This window comes from Primorskyibacter flagellatus (genome assembly GCF_048268605.1).
Taxonomy (GTDB): Bacteria; Pseudomonadota; Alphaproteobacteria; order Rhodobacterales; family Rhodobacteraceae; genus Primorskyibacter; species Primorskyibacter flagellatus.
Genome location: NZ_JBLWVF010000002.1, coordinates 279,946 through 297,650, shown reverse-complemented (window position 1 = coordinate 297,650; position 17,705 = coordinate 279,946). Strand labels below are relative to the sequence as shown.

Sequence of the window (17,705 nt, the reverse complement as noted above, 5' to 3'; positions counted from 1 at the left end):
CATGACCATTCTTTCCGTCTCCGATTTGAAAGTTGGCTTTGACACCCCGGATGGCCGCGTGCAGGCAGTGAAGGGCGTCTCTTTCGACATCACGGCGGGCGAATGCCTGGGCATCGTCGGCGAAAGCGGTTCCGGCAAAAGCCAAAGCTTCATGGCCGCGATGGGCCTGCTGCCGCCCAATGGCCATGCCTCCGGCTCGGTCAAGCTGGGCGGGAACGAGATCCTCAACCTGTCACCCGGCAAGCTGAACCGTATTCGCGGTGCGGATGTGGGCATGATCTTTCAGGATCCGCTGACCGCGCTGACGCCCCATATGAAGGTGGGCGCCCAGATGGCCGAGGTTCTGAAAGTGCATCGCGGCATGTCACGCTCTGACGCGCGCAAGCATTGCCTTGACTGGCTGGACCGTGTCCGCATCCCCGAGGCTGCCCGCAGGCTGGACCAATACCCGCACGAGTTGTCCGGGGGCATGCGCCAGAGGGTGATGATCGCCCAGGCCATGCTCTGCGAGCCGAAACTGCTGATCGCGGACGAGCCCACGACGGCGCTGGATGTGACGGTGCAGGCCGATGTGCTGGATCTCATGGCGGGTTTGCAGGACGAGTTGCAGACCGCGATCGCGCTGATCACGCATGACATGGGCGTGGTGGCGCGGATGTGCGACCGGGTGAAGGTGATGCGCCTTGGCGCTTTTGTCGAGGAAGGCGCGGCGGAACAGATCTTCGGCGCGCCGAAGCACGACTACACCCGCAAATTGCTGGACGCGATGCCGCGCATCGACAAGGGCGAGGCCCCCGAGGCCGCGGCCGCCTCCGATACCTTGCTGAAGGTTGACGACCTCAAAGTACATTTCCCGATCCGCGTCTCGGGCGGGGTTTTCGGGCGCACGGTGCCGCTGAAAGCCGTGAACGGTGTCAGCTTTTCCCTGCGGGCGGGCGAAACGCTGGGCATCGTCGGCGAATCCGGGTGCGGCAAGTCAACCTTGGCCCGCGCGGTGCTGCGCCTGATCGAACCCTCGGCAGGCAGCGTCAGCTGGCTGGGCACGCCCTTGACCGACCTTGACCGGGCCGGAATGAAACGCGAGCGCAAGGATTTGCAGATCGTGTTTCAGGATCCGCTCGCCAGCCTCGATCCGCGCATGACCATCGCCGATTCCATCGCCGAGCCGCTGCGCACCTATCGTCCCGATCTGACCAAACGCGAACGCCGTGCAGAGGTGCAGGCGATGATGGAGCGCGTCGGTCTGGATGCGGCCATGTACAACCGCTATCCGCATGAATTGTCGGGCGGACAGAACCAGCGCGTCGGTATTGCCCGCGCGATGATCAACAAGCCGCGCCTGATTATCTGTGACGAGGCCGTGTCCGCGCTGGACGTGTCCATTCAGGCGCAGATCGTGCAGCTTCTGCGCGATCTACAGCACGAATTCGGCATGTCGATGCTGTTCATCAGTCACGATCTGTCTGTGGTGCGCGCGATTTCCAACCGGATCATGGTCCTGTATCTGGGTCGGATCGTGGAACTGGCCGATGCCGACACGATCTGTGCAAGACCGCGCCACCCCTACACGCAATCGCTGATCTCGGCCGTGCCGATCCCGGATCCGGTCGCCGAACGCGCGCGCGAACGCATCCGCCTGCCCGGAGAGCTGCCTTCACCGCTGGATACCCGCGCATCGCTGCGCTTCCTGCCCTCGAAACTGGCCGCGGGCGAAGATGAGTATGTCCCGCAACTTGATGAAGTGTCCGAAGGTCATCTGGTGGCCGAGCACGATCCGCTGGACCGGATCATGTCCGGCACCGCGTGACCGCGCAGCAGCGACCACCCGCCAGAATGCCAGGGCTGCTTTGGATCAGTCCAAGATAGGTCGGAACAAGAGCGCGCCACCGCGCGAAAACCACAAGGCTGCACAGCGTGCTTTTCAGCCTTGTGGCCGCGCCCTCGTTTCTCACGTCATCGTGGCCATAAAAGTATCAAACGGTCGTGGCCGGAATTGTGTTCGTCATATCGTTAATTTTGAACAAAAGATTGATTGAACTTGGAACAAGATTGCGCCTTCAAAAGCGAATGCCGCCCACGGGCAGAGACCGAGGCGGCATTTCGTTAATTTTCACAGCGAAGAACGCGTCAGAAATAGCGGTTCATTCGGCGGCTTTCACCGCGCCGGGATTGTTGGGATGTGTTGTCCAGTTGGCATATTCCTTGACCACCTCACGTTCGGTGCGCGGATCTGTCTGGCCGGGCTGCATCTCGACCATGGTGATGCAATCCTCGACCGGGCAGACGACGACGCACAGATTACACGCCACGCACTCCTCATCTTTGACGGTAAAGACCCGGTCATCCGACATCGCGATGGCCTGGTGGCTGGTGTCCTCGCAAGCGGCATAGCAGCGGCCACAGCTGATGCACAGCTCCTGATCAATCTCCGCCTTGGTGACATAGTTGAGGTTAAGATGCTGCCAGTCACTGATGTTGGGCACTGCCCGGCCGATCAGCTCTGATGTATCCGTGAGGCCTTTTTCATCCATGAATTGCGACAGGCCAGAGATCATCTCCTGCACGACCTTGAAGCCGTAAGTCATCGCGGCGGTGCAGACCTGCACGTTACCCGCGCCCAGCACCATGAACTCGGCGGCATCTTTCCAGGTTGTCACACCACCGATACCACTGATCGGCAGGCCACGCATTTCAGGCGAACGCGCAATCTCGGCGACCATGTTCAGGGCGATGGGCTTGACCGCCGGGCCGCAATAGCCCCCATGCGCGCCCTTACCGTCAATCGTGGGTTCGGGCGCGAAGATGTCCAGGTCGACCCCGGTGATGGAGTTGATTGTGTTGATCAGGCTGACCGCATCGGCCCCCCCGGCATGGGCCGCCGCCGCAGGCTTGCGCACGTCGGTGATGTTGGGTGTCAGCTTCACGATGCAGGGCATGCGCGTGTATTGTTTGACCCAGCGGGTCACCATCTCGATATATTCCGGCACCTGCCCCACGGCAGACCCCATTCCGCGCTCGCTCATTCCGTGGGGGCAGCCGAAGTTCAGCTCTACCCCGTCGGCCCCGGTTTCCTCGACCAGAGGCAGGATCTTTTTCCAGGCCTCTTCCTCGCAAGGCACCATCAGCGAGACGATGACAGCGCGATCCGGATAGTCGCGCTTAACCGCCTTGATCTCGCGTAGGTTCACCTCCAACGGGCGATCGGTGATCAATTCGATGTTGTTGAGACCCAGCAAGCGTCGGTCCGCGCCCCAGATTGCGCCGTAACGCGGGCCGTTGACGTTCACGATGGGTGGGTCCTCACCCAGCGTCTTCCACACGACACCGCCCCAACCTGCCTCGAAGGCACGTCGGACGTTGTATTCCTTGTCGGTGGGCGGCGCGGAGGCCAGCCAGAACGGGTTTGGAGATTTTATCCCTACGAAATCGGTTGTCAGATCAGCCATTTTGCGATCATCCTTTTGTTGTCACCACCCGCCCCGGACTTGATCCGGGGCCTTTCGGTCGGCTGGCAGAAGGCCCCGGATCAAGTCCGGGGCGCGCAGCCTTATCCCATCAACCGGGCATGAATATCCTCGGCCGCATCGCGCCCCTCGGCCACGGCTGTCACGGTCAGATCGTCACCACCCGCAGCACAGTCACCACCTGCCCAAACGCCACTGACACTGGTGCGACCCGCCCCTGTGACTGCGATTTTTCGACCGTCGAGATCAGGCAATCCGTCTGCTACCAATGTTTGCCCAATGGCGCGGAACAATTGATCGGCTGGCAGACGGAAGTTTTGCCCGGTGGGTTTCAGATCGTCATCGGTAAAGGTGAACTCGACCTCGCGGACGGCCCCGTTGCCATGCACAGCGACAGGCTGGGCATTGGTGATGATGCGCACCCCGCGCGACGCCGCCAGGTCCTGCTCGAACTCGCTGGCGCTCAGCCGGTCCTTGCCGCGCCGATACACCATTGTGACGTTGAGCGCGCCCAACAGTTTTGCCTGAACGGCCGCGTCCACCGCTGTCATGCCACCACCGATCACCACCACATCACGTCCGACGGGCAGCGCAGTCAGATCCGGCACCTGGCGCAGCTCTGCAATGAAATCCACTGCGTCGCGCACCCCATCCTTGTCGTCACCCGGAACGCCCAGAGCGTTGACGCCGCCAAGCCCCACACCAAGGAACACTGCGTCATGCTCGGCTTTCAGATCATCCAATCTCAGGTCAGCGCCCAGGGCTTTGCCGTTCTGCAAGGTGATGCCGCCGATTTTCATCAGCCAATTAACCTCTGCCTGCGCGAACCCATCGACGGTCTTGTAGGCGGCGATGCCATATTCGTTCAGCCCGCCCGCTTTGGGGCGCGCGTCATATACAACGACGTCATGGCCTTTCATCGCCAATCTGTGCGCACAGGCCAACCCGGCAGGCCCGGCACCGACAACCGCGATGCGTTTGCCGGTGGACGGTGCGCGTTCGAACGGATGCTCATCCGCAGCCATCAACGTATCGGTGGCAAAGCGCTGCAACTGACCGATCAAGACCGGCTTGCCTTCGGCGGTTTCACGCACGCAGACCTCTTCGCACAGCGTTTCGGTCGGACAGACACGCGCGCACATGCCGCCAAGGATGTTCTGCGACAGGATCGTGCGGGCCGCAGCCTCTGGCGTGCCGGTTGCGATCTGCCGGATGAACAGCGGGATATCAATATCTGTGGGGCACGCCACCGTGCAGGGTGCGTCATGGCAAAAATAGCAACGGTCAGCGGCGACCAGCGCCTCGTGTTCTGACAGCGGCGGGTGGAGATCCTCGAAGGCGTCGGCCAGTTGTCCGGCCTCGCGTCGCCCCGCGACAATCCCTTCGGTCAGCATTTTCGGATCCATTCCATCCCTCCGCATTCGTTGGTTCGGGAAAATGCTCTCACAGGTTCATTTTTTTATCAACTGGTAAAATTTATACGTCCTGCAGCAAAGGTGACGCTGCGTCGCAGCATTATTTTCTGAATATCGAATCGAATTCTGCCATTTTTCTCAATGAGTGCTTTGCACTACGGCCAATGCCGCTATGCAGCATTGGCCGTAGGAAAGCCCGTGATGAGCACCTATCTTTGCAATCAACAGATCACGTTAATGCAAGGAAGCAGAACAATGGCAGATATTGCCACATTCGGCGCCACAGGCGCACACGAAAAAAACGGCGGCTTGATGGGCGTCCTGAAACGCATCGGCAAAGCTTTGATCAAAGCGTCGCCACATAACCGCCGTCTGGAGCATGCCGCACGATTGCATGCGCTCTCGGACGAGCAATTGGCAAAACTGGGCATCCCGCGCGACCGGATCGTGCATCACGTCTTTTCCGACGTTATGCACCTGTGAGCGCGACGCCGCTCAAGCGGACGTCGATAGTCCCTTGCGCAGTGCATCAAACGCTCTGAGTTCCGCGATGAGGCCGGACATCTGATCCACAGGGATCATGTTCGGCCCGTCGCTGGGGGCGTTGTCCGGATCCTCGTGGGTCTCGATAAACAGCGCCGACACCCCCACAGCACAGGCCGCACGCGCCAAAACCGGCGCAAATTCGCGCTGTCCGCCGCTGGACGCCCCCTGCCCGCCCGGCTGCTGCACCGAATGGGTGGCGTCGAATACAACCGGATAGCCGGTCTGCCCCATCGTCGGAAGCCCGCGAAAATCCGTCACCAGTGCGTTGTAGCCAAAGCTGGTGCCACGTTCGCATAGAAGAATGTTCTCATTCCCGGTGCTGGCGATCTTGGCGGCGACATTGCCCATGTCCCACGGGGCCAGAAACTGACCTTTTTTAACGTTGATCACCCGTCCGGTTTCGCCCGCAGCAAGCAACAGATCCGTCTGGCGGCACAGGAAAGCGGGGATTTGCAGAATGTCGCAAACCTCTGCCGCCACCGCACAATGGCCGGGTTCATGCACATCGGTCAGCACCGGGCAACCAAATTCTTCCGCGATCCGGCCGAGGATCTTCAGCCCCTTCTCCATGCCCAATCCACGTTGGGTACCAATGGAGGACCGGTTGGCCTTGTCATAGCTGGCTTTGAACACGAACCGCGTGCCGGTCGGCGCGCAGGCCTCGGCAATTCGGGTCGCCATCATCCGGGCGTGGTCGAGGCTTTCAAGCTGGCAAGGACCGGTGATCAGCATGAAAGGCGCGTTGCCGCCCACCTCTATGTCGCCAACTTTAACGATGCGTGCGTCAATAGGGGTCATGCCAGCGTCCTCAATACCGATTCGATGCGGTCCACATCCGTGGGATTGTTCAATTCCCAGAACACGCGCCCACGGCCGTCAACCTCGACGCAGCGGATCTTGTGGCCGTTTTCGAGAAAGCGCAACTGTTCCAGCCCCTCGACGCCTTCCAGCGGACCTTGCGGCCAACTGCCATAGGCGGTCAGCGCCTCCGGCGTGTAGGCATAGACGCCGACATGGTGGAACATCGGCAGCGGGCCTTCGGGCAGTTTCGACGGATCGAGATACGGCACGATCTCTTTCGAGAAATAGAGCGCATTCATATCCTTGTCGAAGACCGCCGTGGTGCCGCCAACGCGGTCATTCTTGCGGTCCTCGGCGAAATGGCCATAGGTCTCGCGGTCAAGCCGCAAGACGGGTGTCGCCATGCTTGCGGATGGATTGCGCCGCATCTCGTCGATCAACGCCTCGACGAACCAGGGCGGCGTCAGGGGCGCATCGCCTTGCAGGTTGACGATGATGTCGGCGTCCAGCGTGGCGCGCATCAGCGCTTCAGCGCAGCGCGCAGTCCCGTTCTCGCATTCCGGCGAGGTCATGATGACGCTGGCACCGAACGCCTTTGCAACATCGGCAATACGGTCGTCATCGGTAACCACATGCACCGCGTCGACACCCGGCACCTTGCAGGCGGCCTCCCAGCTCATCCGGATCAGGGATTTGCGGCTGCCATCGGGTTGGCGCAGTTCGGCCAGCGGCTTGCCGGGATAGCGCTGCGAGGCATAGCGCGCGGGGATCAGGATAACCGCGCTCATGCCACACCAGCGCGCAGAAGGTCGTGAATATGCAGGATGCCCAAGGGTGTCTTATCCTCCGAGACGACGACAAGCGCACCGATCTTGCGCTCGTTCAGGGTTTTCAGGGCGACGGCGGCCAGACAATCCGGCGCGATCGTCACGGGGTCCGGCGTGGCCACCTGGCCTGCCTTGCGGCTCATCAGGTCGGCCATATTGCGGCGCAGGTCGCCATCCGACACGACTCCGGTCAGCTTGCCATCCGTGACAACTGCCGCGATGCCGAACCCCTTGGAAGTCATCTGTAGCAGCGTTTCGCTCATATCCGCGTCAGCATCCACGAGGGGCAGTTCTACGCCACCATGCATGAAATCCGCCACGCTGGCCATTTGCGCGCCCAGTTTGCCGCCGGGATGGAAAACGTGGAAATGCGAGGCCTCAAAGCCGCGATCCTCCATCAGCGCCACGGCCAACGCATCGCCAAGCGCCAGCATCATCGTGGTCGATGTCGTGGGGGCCATGCCAATCGCGCAGGCCTCGGGTGCTGCGGGCAAGGTCAGCCGCAAATCGGCGGCCCGCATCAAGGTACTGTTTTCGCGGCTGGAGATCCCGATCAGCGGGATGCCGAAACGCCGGGTATGGGCAATGATATCGCCCAATTCAGTGGTCTCGCCACTGTTGGACAGCAACAGGCAGACATCATCCGTGGTCAGCATGCCCAGATCGCCATGGCTGGCCTCTGATGCATGAACGAACTGCGCAGGCGTCCCGGTAGAGGCCAGTGTCGCCGCGATCTTGTTGCCGATATGGCCGGATTTCCCGATCCCCGACACCACAACGCGGCCTTTTGCGCCAAGGATCATTTCAACAGCAGCGGAAAAGTCAGCGGGCAACGCTTCGGCCAATGTGGCAAGCGCAGCCGCTTCGGTGCGCAGAACGCGCTGGCCTGTATTCACGATGGTCTCGGCTGGTGCCACGGCTCCACCTCTTGGCTTGTGGTCCCTCGCTAATGCGACGACCGGGCCGCAGTTGCAAGGGCCGCGCAGCGCAGGTCGACCCAGGCCGCCAAGCTATAGGGGTTTCATATCGGATATAATCGCCTTCGCCCAGACAGATGCCGGTTTGCATGCGCCCGTTGCGCCATGCGCCCCGGACGGGCGCGTTCGGGGCGTACGGACTGAGACGCCGCGAAAAGGCAACCACAGTGCCATTCATGGCTGGCCTGCGACATCACTTCACATGTTCGGCGCACGGTTTCTGAGCCCGCCGGCAAGTTAACGCCTGTCCTGACAGGAGACGCCCCTTTCGCTACCGCCCTTCCGGGCCTATAAGAGCATCCGGCCTGCACCCGAAGAGTCGCGGGCCTATAAACATTTCTTGGGGCACGACGCAGAATGCTGGGACTAGAGAAACTGATGGGCATGTTCTCATCAGATATGGCAATCGACCTTGGGACTGCAAACACGCTGGTCTACGTCAAAGGCCGCGGCGTGATCCTGTCAGAGCCTTCGGTTGTCGCCTATCACGTCAAGGACGGCGTCAAGAAAGTGCTGGCCGTGGGGGAAGATGCCAAGCTGATGCTGGGCCGAACGCCCGGCAGCATCGAGGCGATCCGGCCAATGCGCGAAGGCGTGATTGCCGATTTCGACGTCGCCGAGGAAATGATCAAGCATTTCATCCGCAAGGTACACAAGCGCTCGACGTTCTCCAAACCGAAGATCATCGTGTGCGTGCCGCATGGTGCCACCCCGGTCGAGAAACGCGCGATTCGCCAGTCGGTTCTGTCGGCGGGCGCACGCAAGGCTGGGCTGATCGCAGAACCCATCGCAGCCGCCATCGGCGCAGGCATGCCGATCACCGATCCGACCGGTAACATGGTTGTCGATATCGGCGGCGGTACGGTCGAAGTGGCGGTTCTCAGCCTTGGTGACATCGTTTACGCCCGTTCCGTCCGCGTCGGCGGTGATCGCATGGACGAGGCGATCATCAACTATCTGCGCCGTCAGCAGAACTTGCTGGTGGGCGAATCAACCGCCGAACGCATCAAGACCTCCATCGGAACCGCCCGGATGCCCGATGACGGGCGCGGCGCGTCAATGCTGATCCGGGGCCGCGATCTGCTCAACGGTGTGCCGAAGGAAACCGAAATCAGCCAGGCGCAGGTCGCTGAGGCGCTTTCCGAACCCGTCCAGCAAATCTGCGAAGCGGTGATGACCGCACTGGAAGCTACCCCGCCCGATCTTGCGGCCGATATTGTCGACCGGGGCGTGATGCTGACCGGCGGCGGTGCGTTGCTGGGCGATCTGGATCTGGCGTTGCGCGAACAGACCGGGCTTGCGGTCTCGATCGCGGATGAATGCCTGAACTGCGTCGCCATGGGCACTGGCAAGGCATTGGAATACGAAAAACAGCTGCGCCACGCGATTGACTACGACAGTTAAGCTGCCCACCTTTGCCGTAAAGGGGGTCCATTGGCCAGAGATCGTTCACAAAGCGAAGACTATACCGGCCCGCTTCGGCGGCTGCTTGTGTCGTTTCTGGTGCTGTGCCTGATCGGGTTGTTTCTGGTCTGGCGGATTGACAGCCCGCGCGTCGAACGGTTCCGCGCGCAGGTCATCGACAGGGTCATGCCGGGCTTTGAATGGGCAATGGTGCCGGTCACGGCAACCGTCAACCTGATGCGGGACTTCCAAAGCTATCAAGCCATTTACGAGCAGAATCAGGAGCTGCGGCGCGAGCTACAGCAAATGAAATCCTGGAAAGAGGCGGCCTTGCAGCTGGAGCAGGAAAACGCGCGACTGCTCGATCTCAACAATGTGCGGCTGGACCCGCGCCTGACCTTTGTAACCGGCGTGGTGCTTGCCGATAGCGGATCACCGTTCCGGCAATCCGTGCTGCTGAACGTCGGAGAGCGCGACGGCATCGTGGACGGCTGGGCAACGATGGACGGGATCGGCCTTGTCGGGCGCATCTCGGGCGTCGGCGACAGCACCAGCCGGGTGATCCTGCTGACGGACACGTCCAGCCGCATTCCCGCGACGATCCAGCCCTCGGGCCAGCGGGCGTTGATCGTGGGCGACAATTCCGCCGCCCCACCTGTCGATTTTCTGGAAGACCCCGATCAGGTGCGGCCCGGTGACCGGATCGTGACCAGTGGCGACGGCGAGGTTTTTCCTCCGGGCCTGCTGATCGGACAAGTGGCGAAGGATCCGGGCGGGCGTCTACGGGCGCGCCTGTCGGCCGATTACGAACGTCTTGAGTTTCTGCGGGTGTTGCGGGATCACGGCAGCCAGAAGGTCAGCAATCCCAGCGCGTTGATCGCGCCGGAAGAACTGCCGGGTCAGGTCTTGCCGCCGGCAGATCAGGCAACACAGCCAGCAACCGAGCCCGAGAGCAATGGTTGAGCAAAGCCTATCACGCGTCTGGACCATGCGCGCGGCCTACATAGCGCTGTGCCTTGTGGTGATTTTCTTCCACCTGTTGCCGCTGGAAACGGCACCGCGCCGCTGGGCCGCACCGGACCTGATGGTGGCACTCAGCCTCGCATGGGCGATACGACGCCCCGAATATGTGCCCGCCGTGTCAATTGCTGGGGTGATGCTGTTGGCCGATTTGATGTTCCAGCGCCCGCCGGGGTTGTGGGCGGCACTGATGGTGATCACGGTTGAATGGCTCAAACGCCGCCAAAGGCGCCAACGCGACGCGTCTTTCGCAATGGAATGGCTTACGGTAGTATCGGCTCTGACCGTTGCAACACTTGCCAACCGGCTGGCGTTGCTATCGGTCATGTACGCGCCGGGATCGCTGTATCTCGCTCTGATGCAATTGGCGATGACCGCCATGGCCTATCCGTTTGTCGTCATGGTATCGCGGTTTCTGTTTGGGGTGCGCCACGCCAGCCCCGGAGAGGTCGACACATTGGGACGCAGGATATGAGACGTTCGCCAAGGGATTCGATGGACAGCTACCGCCGCGTGTCGCGCCGCGGGCTGATCCTTGGCGGGATGCAACTGGGCTTTGCCGGTCTGCTCGGCCTGCGGATGCGCTATATGCAGGTCGATCAGGCCGATCAGTTTCGTCTTCTGGCCGAGGAAAACCGGGTCAATATCCGCCTGATCCCACCCGCGCGCGGCCAGATTTTCGACCGCAATGGCGCTGTGATTGCCGAAAATGCACCGTCCTACCGGATCACCATGGTGCGCGAGGATGCGGGCAATGTCGAAGAGGTCATCGCGCGCCTGTCCGCCCTTGTCGAGCTGGACGAGGACGAACTGAACCGCGCACTTGCCGAGATGGAGCGGTCCGCCCCGTTTCTGCCGATCACCATCGCCGATCGCGTAGGGTGGGACGATATCAGCCGCGTGGCTGTCAACGCGCCCGCCCTGCCCGGCGTCACGCCAGAGGTGGGCCTGTCGCGGCACTATCCGATGGGCGATGACTTTGCCCATGTGGCAGGCTATGTCGGCCCGGTCAGCGAACGCGACCTTGCCCGCTATGCCGACCCCGAACCGGTCTTGCGCATTCCGCGGTTCCAGATCGGCAAGGTCGGCGTCGAGGCCAACTACGAAGAGATGCTGCGCGGCCGTGCCGGTGCCAAGCGCGTCGAGGTCAACGCCGTTGGCCGCGTGATGCGCGAACTTGACCGCCGCGAGGGCGAAGCAGGTGCCGACCTGCAACTGACGGTAGACAATGGCCTGCAAAACTACATCAAGGCCCGGCTGGGCGCTGAAAGCGCGTCCGTCGTGGTGATGGACGTGACCGATGGCGATCTGCTGGCGATTTCATCCTCGCCCTCCTACGATCCCAACAAATTCGTGCGGGGCATCTCGTTCGACGATTACGCGGTTCTGCGCGACAATGATCGCAGACCACTAGCCTCCAAGACCGTGCAGGACGCCTATCCCCCCGGCTCGACCTTCAAGATGGTAACAGTGCTTGCGGCGCTGGACGCGGGCGTCATTTCACCCGAGGAAACCGTGTGGTGCCCCGGCTATATGGAGGTCGGCGGTCGCCGTTTTCACTGCTGGAAGCGCGGCGGCCATGGCCATATGGACCTGGAAAAGTCGCTCCGCGAAAGCTGTGATGTATACTACTACGATCTTGCCCTGAAGGTCGGGATCGAAAAGATCACCGATACCGCGCTGCGTCTGGGGCTGGGCACGTCGCATGACATCCCCATGTCCGCCGTCACCGAAGGCCTGACACCCACCAAGGCCTGGAAAGAGCGCGAGCGCGGCTCTTCCTGGGTAATTGGCGACACGGTCAACGCCTCTATCGGCCAAGGCTTCGTGCTGACCTCGCCACTGCAACTGGCGGTGATGACAGCACGGCTGGCCACCGGGCGCGCCGTCACGCCACGGTTGATCAAGTCGGTCGAAGGCAAAACATCCCCAAGTCACAGCGGCGAAAATCTGGGCTTCAACGAAAATCACCTGCGCTGGATCCGCAAGGCGATGTTTGCCGTGTCAAACAACCGGCGCGGCACGGCCTATAGCACCCGCATTGCCGAGGACGCCTTCCGCATGGCGGGAAAGACAGGCACCAGCCAGGTCCGCAACATCACCGCTGCCGAACGTGCGCGCGGCGTCACCAGCAATGACGACCTGCCATGGGACCGGCGCGACCACGGACTATTCGTTGCCTTTGCACCCTATGAGGCACCCAAGATCGCCGTCTCCGTGGTGGTTGAACATGGCGGCGGCTCCAGCGCTGCGACGCCAATTGCGCGCGACGTAGCGCTTCAGGCATTGTATGGGGGCGATCCGCCGCTGGACGCCTATCCCAGCAAGGATCGCGGCCGCATCAAGGCCCAGCAGGAACGGCTGGCACGCGAACGCCGCGCGCCCGACGGCGAAGAGCGCAGCCGCGCATGAGCTATCTTGAATATACCGTCAAAGCGGTCCCGACGGGGCTTCGCAAGGTGTTGTACCTGAACTGGCCGCTTGCACTGCTGCTGACAGCGGTGGCCAGCATCGGGTTTCTGATGCTCTATTCGGTCGCGGGCGGGTCGTTCACCCCCTGGGCCGAACCACAAATGAAACGCTTTGCGCTGGGGTTCGTCGCCATGTGTCTGGTCGCGCTGGTGCCGATCTGGTTCTGGCGAAACATGGCGACACTGGCCTATCTCGTCTCGATCCTGCTGCTGGTCTTTGTCGAGCTTTTCGGCACGGTCGGGATGGGTGCGCAGCGCTGGATCGACCTTGGCTTCATGCGGCTGCAACCGTCCGAACTGACCAAGATCACGCTGGTGATGTTCCTGGCGGCCTATTATGACTGGCTGCCCATGCGCAATACGTCACGGCCGCTCTGGGTGCTGTTGCCGCTTCTGATCATCCTGCTGCCAACGTTCATGGTGTTGAAGCAACCGGACCTTGGCACCGCCATTCTGCTGGTCACCGCAGGCGGTCTGATGATGTTCATCGCGGGCGTTCACTGGATCTATTTCGGTGTGGTCCTGGCACTTGCCGGTGGCGCAATCGCCGCCGTGTTTCAAAGCCGCGGGACAAGTTGGCAATTGCTTCAGGACTACCAGTTCCGCCGTATCGACACATTCATTGATCCATCCACCGATCCTCTGGGCGCGGGCTACCACATCACTCAGGCCAAGATCGCCATGGGGTCCGGTGGCTGGACCGGGCGCGGCTTCATGCAAGGCACGCAAAGCCGCCTGAACTTCCTGCCCGAAAAACATACCGATTTCATCTTCAACACACTGGCCGAGGAATTTGGCTTCATCGGCGGATTCTCCCTGCTGATCCTTTATGTGTTGGTGCTGCTATTCTGCATCGTCTCCGCAATGCAGAACCGCGACAGGTTCTCATCACTGCTGATCCTGGGCGTCGGGCTGACATTTTTCCTGTTCTTTGCGGTCAACATGTCGATGGTCATGGGTATGGCACCCGTGGTCGGCGTGCCATTGCCGCTTGTCAGCTACGGTGGATCGGCCATGCTGGTATTGATGGTCGCTTTCGGTATGGTGCAAAGCGCCCATATTCACAGACCGCGCTAGAGGGTTCACATGACACTCAATATACTTTTCGCCGCCGCTCAGGCGGACTGGCCTGACTATGAAACGCCTCTGCGCGACGCGTTGAAGGCCGAAGGACTGGATGCCGACCTGCGGACCTCTTTCGCGCCCGAACTGGTCGACTACATGGTTTATGCGCCCAGCAGCGAGGTGAAGGATTTCGCCCCCTATACTCGGCTCAAGGCGGTTCTGAACCTCTGGGCGGGCGTTGAGGGCGTCACTGGCAACGAAACCTTGAACGTGCCGCTGGCGCGGATGGTCGATCCCGGCCTGACGCAAGGCATGGTGGAATGGGTCACGGGCCACGTCCTGCGTCATCACCTTGGCATGGATGCGCATATCGTGAACCCCGACCATAGCTGGCACCACTGCGCTCCGCCTCTTGCGCAAGATCGCCCCGTGACAATCTTGGGGTACGGTGCCCTTGGTGCCGCTTGCGGAGAAATGCTGCGCAGCCTCGGCTTTCCCGTCACCGGATGGAGCAGACGACCCGGCGATGCGCCGGGCATCCGCCGCTTGCACGGTGCCGACGGCCTGATCCAGGCGCTTGAAACGGCTGAAATCCTCGTCCTGCTTCTGCCGCTCACCGGGGATACGGAAAACCTGCTGGATGCGACGTCACTCGCCCGCCTTCCAAAAGGTGCCGTCCTGGTCAACCCCGGTCGCGGTGCCCTGATCGACGATGGCGCTCTGATCGACGCGCTGACCAGCGGACAAATCTCTCACGCCACGCTCGACGTCTTCCGCACCGAACCCCTGCCCAAGGAGCACGCCTTCTGGTCGCTCCCGAACGTGACCGTAACGCCCCATGTCGCGTCGGAAACGCGCCCCCGCACCGCCGCCCTCACCATCGCAGAGAACATCCGCCGCGCCGAAGACGGCCAACCCCTAAAGCATCTTGTGGACCGGGCCCGCGGCTACTGATAAAGCGCCCCCAACCAGCGCAGGAGACCGCCATGACCTTCGACCGTTCGATCAAGATCGCCCCGTCCATCCTCTCCGCCGATTTCGCCGATTTCGGACGCGAGATCCGCGCCATCGAAGATCAGGGTGCCGATTGGGTGCATGTCGATGTGATGGACGGGCATTTCGTGCCGAACCTCACCTTCGGCCCTCCCGCCGTCAAAGCCTTCCGTCCACATGTCAAAACCTTCATGGATGTCCACCTGATGATCGCGCCGGTCGATCCCTATATCGACGCCTATGCCGAGGCAGGAGCCGATATGATCACCGCCCATGTCGAGGCCGGACCGCATATTCACCGCACGCTGCAAGCAATCCGCGCGACGGGTAAGAAAGCCGGTGTTGCGCTCAATCCCGGCACGCCGGCCTCCGCAGTGGAAACCCTGCTGGACCTCGCCGATATGGTTCTGGTGATGACCGTGAACCCCGGCTTCGGTGGACAGAAATTCATCCACAACCAGGTGGAAAAGGTAAAGACCATCCGAAACATGATCGGCGACCGCGAAATTCACATCCAGATCGACGGCGGAGTCGATCCGACAACCGCCCCCCTGGTCGCCGCGGCAGGGGCCGATGTCCTGGTCGCCGGATCGGCAGTCTTCAAAGGCGGCTCGGTCGATGCCCCACAGATCTACGGCGACAACATGCATGCGATCCGGTCAGCCGCGCAAAGCGTCGCCTGACCCCCGCCCTGCTTCTTCTTGGCAAAAATACTCACTGCGCGCCGCCCGCCAAACGGCGCGCGTCAAGAGCGTCGCGTCACCTCTCAAAACGCCCCTAAAAACAGAGTGCGCGAAAGCGCTCAATTCGGTCGGTTCGGCTCTGCCGAAACGACGCTAACCGTGCTCGTGAAAGAAGGCATAAATCCGCTCTGCAAGCGCGTCTGACACGCCCTCCACGGCCTTCAGATCCGACAGGTTCGCGCGGCTCACCGCCTTGGCCGATCCGAAATGCGCCAACAGCGCGCGCTTCCGGGCTGCTCCGACACCGGGCACGTCGTCCAACGGCGTCGCCCCGACGGCTTTGGACCGTTTGGCGCGATGCGTCCCGATGGCAAACCGATGCGCTTCGTCGCGCAGACGCTGCACGAAATACAACACCGGATCATTGTGGCGCAGCGCGAACGGTCGCTTGCCGACGCGGTGGAACTCTTCCCTGCCGGCATCGCGATCTATGCCCTTGGCCACGCCCACCATCGGAATATCCTCGACACCGTGTTCGCGCATGATCTCTGCCACGGCAGAGACCTGCCCCGCCCCGCCGTCAATCAACAGCAGATCCGGCCACATCCCCTTGTCACGATCCGGGTCCTCTTTCAGCAACCGCTTGAAGCGTCGGGTCAGCACCTCTTTCATCATCCCGAAATCATCGCCCGGCGTCAGGTCATCGCCGCGAATATTGAATTTCCGGTACTGGCCTTTCATGAATCCTTCCGGTCCGGCGACAATCATGCCCCCCACCGCATTGGTGCCCTGAATATGGCTGTTGTCGTAAACTTCGATCCGCTGCGGCGGAGCGTCCAGCGCAAAGGCCTCTGCCAGCCCTTTCAGCAACCTTGTGTGACTTGCGGTCTCTGCCAGCTTGCGCGCGAGGCTTTCGCGGGCGTTGCGCGCGGCACTCTCGATCAGTTCTGCCTTTTCGCCTCGCTGGGGAACAAGAATTTCGACCTTCCGGCCCAGCTTGCCTGACAGGGCCTCTTCCATCAGGTCGGTATTCTCGATCGCATGAGACAGAAGCAACATGCGCGGCGGTTCCTTGCTGTCATAGAACTGGCCGATAAACGCTTCCAGCACTTCGGCCTCTTCGACATCCGCGCCGATCCGCGGATAGAAATCGCGGTTGCCCCAGTTCTGGTTGCCGCGGATGAAGAAAACCTGAACGCAGGCCTGTCCGCCATCCATATGCAGCGCGATAATATCGGCCTCTGCCACGCCACGCGGGTTTATGCCTTGCGACGTCTGCACCTGCGTCAGCGCGCGGATGCGGTCGCGCAACGCCGCCGCGCGCTCGAACTCCATCGCCTCGGACGCTTCCTGCATCTGCCGCGCCAAAGTTTCCTGAATCTGGGTCGATTTGCCGGAAAGATAGCGTTCGGCCTCGGCCACGCTTTCAAGATAGTCGGCCTCTGCGATCTTGCCGACGCAAGGGGCGGAACACCGCCGAATCTGGTGCAGAAGGCACGGCCGCGTGCGGCTTTCGAACATCGCATCCGAGCAATTGCGCAGCAAGAACACCTTCTGCAACTGGTTCAGGGTCCGGTTCACCGCGCCTGCGCTGGCGAACGGCCCGTAATAGGCACCCTTCTCTTTTTTTGCGCCGCGATGTTTCTTGATCTGCGGAAAGGCGTGGTCTTTGGAGACCAGAATGTTCGGGAAGGACTTGTCGTCGCGCAGCAGCACATTGTAGCGCGGTTTCAGCTGCTTGATGAGATTCTGCTCCAGCAGCAGCGCCTCTGTCTCGGTCCGCGTGGTCAGAAACATCATCGAGGCTGTTTCGCGGATCATCCGGGCAATCCGCCCCGAATGCCCAGAAGGCCGCGCGTAGTTCGACACCCGCGCCTTGAGGTTGCGCGCCTTGCCGACATAAAGCACGCGCGCCTGTGCATCCAGCATCCGGTACACCCCCGGAGAGCTGTCAAGGGTCTTGAGATAAGACTGGATCAGGGCGTGTCCGGTCTTCTCATCGGCGGTCGTATGCGAAGCGTCGTCGGTCATCGTGTCCC

The 17,705-nt window shown here is 61.6% G+C and carries 15 protein-coding genes; 9 read left to right on the top strand and 6 right to left on the bottom strand.

The features are described 5' to 3' along the window. The first annotated feature begins 1 nt into the window (after position 1). Positions 2 to 1,807: an ABC transporter ATP-binding protein gene (locus ACN0WV_RS04635; RefSeq protein ID WP_417604052.1), complete on the top strand. Its 1,806-nt coding sequence runs from the start codon at positions 2 to 4 to the stop codon at positions 1,805 to 1,807. 334 nt (positions 1,808 to 2,141) lie between these two features. On the opposite strand, the gene preA is transcribed toward ACN0WV_RS04635, so the two are convergent. Continuing rightward, the gene (preA, locus tag ACN0WV_RS04630; protein ID WP_417604051.1) at positions 2,142 to 3,446 is read right to left on the bottom strand and encodes an NAD-dependent dihydropyrimidine dehydrogenase subunit PreA; all 1,305 of its coding nucleotides are present in this window, start codon (positions 3,444 to 3,446) and stop codon (positions 2,142 to 2,144) included. A gap of 101 nt (positions 3,447 to 3,547) precedes the next feature. Further along, the gene (locus tag ACN0WV_RS04625) at positions 3,548 to 4,870 is read right to left on the bottom strand and encodes an NAD(P)-dependent oxidoreductase (protein ID WP_417604050.1); all 1,323 of its coding nucleotides are present in this window, start codon (positions 4,868 to 4,870) and stop codon (positions 3,548 to 3,550) included. Positions 4,871 to 5,080: 210 nt separating this feature from the next. Between ACN0WV_RS04625 and ACN0WV_RS04620 the strand changes: the two genes are divergently transcribed. Further along, positions 5,081 to 5,362, top strand: a complete 282-nt coding sequence (locus ACN0WV_RS04620) for a hypothetical protein (protein WP_417604049.1) — start codon at positions 5,081 to 5,083, stop codon at positions 5,360 to 5,362. Between the two features lie 12 nt (positions 5,363 to 5,374). Here ACN0WV_RS04620 and kdsA read toward each other — a convergent pair whose 3' ends face one another. The 3 genes from kdsA to ACN0WV_RS04605 are packed head-to-tail and all read right to left on the bottom strand — an operon-like array spanning position 5,375 to position 7,970. Continuing rightward, complete coding sequence (kdsA, locus tag ACN0WV_RS04615; RefSeq protein ID WP_417604048.1) at positions 5,375 to 6,223, bottom strand: 3-deoxy-8-phosphooctulonate synthase; 849 nt, start codon at positions 6,221 to 6,223, stop codon at positions 5,375 to 5,377. After that, the gene (locus ACN0WV_RS04610) at positions 6,220 to 7,014 is read right to left on the bottom strand and encodes a 3-deoxy-manno-octulosonate cytidylyltransferase (RefSeq protein ID WP_417604047.1); all 795 of its coding nucleotides are present in this window, start codon (positions 7,012 to 7,014) and stop codon (positions 6,220 to 6,222) included. Before ACN0WV_RS04610 ends, kdsA begins: the two co-directional genes overlap by 4 nt. After that, the gene (locus ACN0WV_RS04605; protein WP_143514483.1) at positions 7,011 to 7,970 is read right to left on the bottom strand and encodes a KpsF/GutQ family sugar-phosphate isomerase; all 960 of its coding nucleotides are present in this window, start codon (positions 7,968 to 7,970) and stop codon (positions 7,011 to 7,013) included. The genes ACN0WV_RS04610 and ACN0WV_RS04605 overlap by 4 nt, the downstream gene beginning before the upstream one ends. Positions 7,971 to 8,387: 417 nt before the next feature. Between ACN0WV_RS04605 and ACN0WV_RS04600 the strand changes: the two genes are divergently transcribed. The 7 genes from ACN0WV_RS04600 to rpe are packed head-to-tail and all read left to right on the top strand — an operon-like array spanning position 8,388 to position 15,666. Continuing rightward, positions 8,388 to 9,434: a rod shape-determining protein gene (locus tag ACN0WV_RS04600; protein ID WP_084350405.1), complete on the top strand. Its 1,047-nt coding sequence runs from the start codon at positions 8,388 to 8,390 to the stop codon at positions 9,432 to 9,434. A 30-nt stretch (positions 9,435 to 9,464) separates the two neighbouring features. Continuing rightward, complete coding sequence (gene mreC / locus ACN0WV_RS04595; RefSeq protein ID WP_417604046.1) at positions 9,465 to 10,397, top strand: rod shape-determining protein MreC; 933 nt, start codon at positions 9,465 to 9,467, stop codon at positions 10,395 to 10,397. Continuing rightward, positions 10,390 to 10,929: a rod shape-determining protein MreD gene (locus tag ACN0WV_RS04590; RefSeq protein WP_084350407.1), complete on the top strand. Its 540-nt coding sequence runs from the start codon at positions 10,390 to 10,392 to the stop codon at positions 10,927 to 10,929. The genes mreC and ACN0WV_RS04590 overlap by 8 nt, the downstream gene beginning before the upstream one ends. Beyond that, complete coding sequence (gene mrdA / locus ACN0WV_RS04585) at positions 10,926 to 12,866, top strand: penicillin-binding protein 2 (protein ID WP_084350408.1); 1,941 nt, start codon at positions 10,926 to 10,928, stop codon at positions 12,864 to 12,866. The genes ACN0WV_RS04590 and mrdA overlap by 4 nt, the downstream gene beginning before the upstream one ends. Beyond that, the gene (gene rodA, locus ACN0WV_RS04580; protein ID WP_084350409.1) at positions 12,863 to 14,002 is read left to right on the top strand and encodes a rod shape-determining protein RodA; all 1,140 of its coding nucleotides are present in this window, start codon (positions 12,863 to 12,865) and stop codon (positions 14,000 to 14,002) included. Before mrdA ends, rodA begins: the two co-directional genes overlap by 4 nt. Positions 14,003 to 14,011: 9 nt before the next feature. Next, complete coding sequence (locus tag ACN0WV_RS04575; protein ID WP_417604045.1) at positions 14,012 to 14,944, top strand: 2-hydroxyacid dehydrogenase; 933 nt, start codon at positions 14,012 to 14,014, stop codon at positions 14,942 to 14,944. Between the two features lie 32 nt (positions 14,945 to 14,976). Further along, positions 14,977 to 15,666: a ribulose-phosphate 3-epimerase gene (rpe, locus tag ACN0WV_RS04570; RefSeq protein WP_084350411.1), complete on the top strand. Its 690-nt coding sequence runs from the start codon at positions 14,977 to 14,979 to the stop codon at positions 15,664 to 15,666. A gap of 153 nt (positions 15,667 to 15,819) precedes the next feature. On the opposite strand, the gene uvrC is transcribed toward rpe, so the two are convergent. After that, positions 15,820 to 17,697, bottom strand: coding sequence for an excinuclease ABC subunit UvrC (gene uvrC, locus ACN0WV_RS04565; protein ID WP_084350412.1), 1,878 nt, complete (start codon positions 17,695 to 17,697; stop codon positions 15,820 to 15,822). Positions 17,698 to 17,705 lie beyond the last annotated feature (8 nt).